This window comes from Novosphingobium lentum NBRC 107847 (assembly GCF_001590965.1).
Classification (GTDB): Bacteria; Pseudomonadota; Alphaproteobacteria; order Sphingomonadales; family Sphingomonadaceae; genus Novosphingobium; species Novosphingobium lentum.
In genome coordinates, this window is the sequence record NZ_BCTW01000043.1 from 1 (window position 1) to 2,460 (window position 2,460).

Genomic DNA, 2,460 nt, shown 5'->3' on the forward strand with positions numbered 1-2,460 from the left:
TCGGCGTGCAAAATTGACCCCCTGAACGATTGCGGTTCACGCTCCTGCGCTTTGCGGCGGGAGCGGTTGGGAGATGCTGGTCGTGGAGACGGTGGCGCGCATTCGGCGCGAGTTTTTCGTCAAGGGCAAGTCGATCAAGGAGATTGTGCGGGATCTTGGCGTGTCGCGGAACACGGTCAGGAAGGTCCTACGGTCGGGCGAGACGGCGTTTGCTTATGAGCGCTGCGTGCAGCCGTTGCCAAAGCTGGGGCCATGGGCGTCCGAGCTGGACGGGCTTCTCGAGGCGAACGAGCGCAAGGCACGGCGCGAACGGTTGACGATGGTTCGGGTGTTCGAGGAACTCCAGGGGCTTGGCTACCGCGGCGGCTACGATGCAGTCCGGCGCTATGCAGCGAACTGGCATCGCGAGCGTTCGGCGGTGACGGCGGCGGCCTTCGTGCCGCTGAGCTTTGCTCCGGGCGAGGCTTACCAGTTCGACTGGAGCCATGAGATCGTGGTGCTGGCCGGGGTCACGACCACGGTGAAGGTCGCGCACATGCGACTTTGCCACAGCCGCATGTTCTACGTCCGGGCCTATCCGCGCGAGAGCCAGGAGATGGTGTTCGATGCCCATGACCGGGCGTTCGCGTTCTTTGGTGGCGCCTGCCAGCGCGGGATCTACGACAACATGAAGACGGCGGTCGATGCGATCTTTGTCGGCCGCGAGCGTAAATATAATCGTCGCTTCGAGCAGATGTGCGGGCATTATCTGGTCGAGCCGGTGGCGTGCACGCCGGCGTCGGGCTGGGAGAAGGGGCAGGTCGAGAATCAGGTCGGGCTGGTGCGTGAACGCTTCTTCACGCCGCGGTTGCGGTTCAGGAGCTACGCCGAGATGAACGCCTGGCTGGAGGATCGCTGCGTCGCGCGATCGAAGCAGGCGGCGCATCCCGAGTTGAAGGATCGCACCGTCTGGGAGGTGTTCGAAGCAGCCGACCGCCCCGCGCTGATCGCCTATCGTGGGCCGTTCGACGGCTTCCATGCGGTCCCCGCGTCGGTATCGAAGACGTTGCTGGTGCGGTTCGATTACAACAAATACTCGGTGCATGCAGCGGCCAGCGGCCGGCCGGTTGATATCCATGCCTATGCCGATCGCATCGTCATCCGCCAGGATGGCGAGAGCGTCGGCGAACATATCCGCCGGTTCGGGCGCGAGCAGACCATCTATGATCCTTGGCACTACGTGCCTGTGCTGGCGAGGAAGCCCGGCGCGTTGCGCAACGGCGCGCCGTTCAAGGACTGGCCGCTTCCGCCGGCGATCGAGCGGGTACGGCGCCGCCTCGCCGGCCATGCCGATGGTGATCGCCAGATGGTCGGCGTCCTGAGTGCGGTAACGATCGATGGGCTTGATGCGGTCGAGGCCGCCTGCTCCGAGGCACTGGCGGGCGGTACGGTCAGCCGCGACGTCGTGCTCAACATCCTGACCCGTCAGCGCGAGCCATCAGCGCCGCTGACCATCGCCACGCCCGAGGCACTGCGGCTTGTCCACGAGCCGATCGCCGACTGCGCTCGATACGACAGCCTGAGGAGTATTTATGGAACGCCACGAGATCCTGGAGATGATGGGAACGCTGAAGCTTGCCGGCATGCGGCACGCCTATGACGAGGTGATCAGCGACGCGGTGAAGCGGCAGCATGCGCCCGGTCGCGTGGTGGGTGATCTGCTGAAGGCTGAGATCGACGAAAAGCAGGCGCGCTCGATCAAGTATCAGATGACCATAGCGAAGTTGCCACTCGCAAAGGAGATCGCCGCGTTCGACTTCACAGCGACGCCGATCAACGAGGGGCTGGTCAAAGACCTCGCGACTGGCGCGTTCCTGGCAGCCCAGCGCAACGCCGTGCTCGTCGGCGGCACCGGAACGGGCAAGACGCACCTGGCGATCGCGACCGGACGCGCATGCGTGCGCACCGGTGCCAGAGTCAGATATTACAACACCATCGATCTGGTAAATCGGCTCGAGGCCGAGAGTCGTGCCGGAAAACCCGGCCGTATCGCCGACCACCTGTCGCGCCTCGATCTCGTGATCCTCGACGAACTCGGATATCTGCCGTTCGCGCTGTCAGGCGGCCAACTGCTGTTCCACCTCGTCAGCCGACTTTACGAGCAGACCTCGATCATGGTCACCACCAATCTGGCGTTCGGCGAATGGCCCTCGGTCTTCGGCGACGCCAAAATGACCACCGCGCTGCTCGATCGGCTCACTCACCACTGCGACATCATCGAGACAGGCAACGATAGCTGGCGCTTCAAGAACCGCGAAGCTGCCTGACTGACCAAAACGAACGACAATCGGCATGGGGGTGAGCCGGCTCCGGGCTACGCCCTCCACCGCCTCACCCCCATGCCGAACCTGCCGCCAGCATCAATACCGGGGGGGCAATGTTGGACGCCGATCCGGGGTCATAATCCCGCGCCGATTGACA

The 2,460-nt window shown here is 64.1% G+C and carries 2 protein-coding genes; both read left to right on the top strand.

Going from position 1 to position 2,460, the window contains the following annotated elements; all coding sequences use genetic code 11:
- Window positions 1–73 precede the first annotated feature (73 nt).
- Window positions 74–1,639 carry an IS21 family transposase gene (gene istA / locus NL2_RS20505; RefSeq protein ID WP_068078564.1) on the top strand — a complete coding sequence of 522 codons (1,566 nt, stop codon included), beginning with the start codon at window positions 74–76 and terminating at the stop codon, window positions 1,637–1,639.
- Window positions 1,572–2,306, top strand: coding sequence for an IS21-like element helper ATPase IstB (gene istB, locus NL2_RS20510; RefSeq protein WP_068078567.1), 735 nt, complete (start codon window positions 1,572–1,574; stop codon window positions 2,304–2,306). Before istA ends, istB begins: the two co-directional genes overlap by 68 nt.
- Window positions 2,307–2,460 lie beyond the last annotated feature (154 nt).

Bases quoted from the DNA above. Each gene is read 5' to 3' on its own strand.
- istB (WP_068078567.1), top strand. From the start codon at position 1,572: ATGGAACGCCACGAGATCCTGGAGATGATGGGAACGCTGAAGCTTGCC.
- istA (WP_068078564.1), top strand. From the start codon at position 74: ATGCTGGTCGTGGAGACGGTGGCGCGCATTCGGCGCGAGTTTTTCGTC.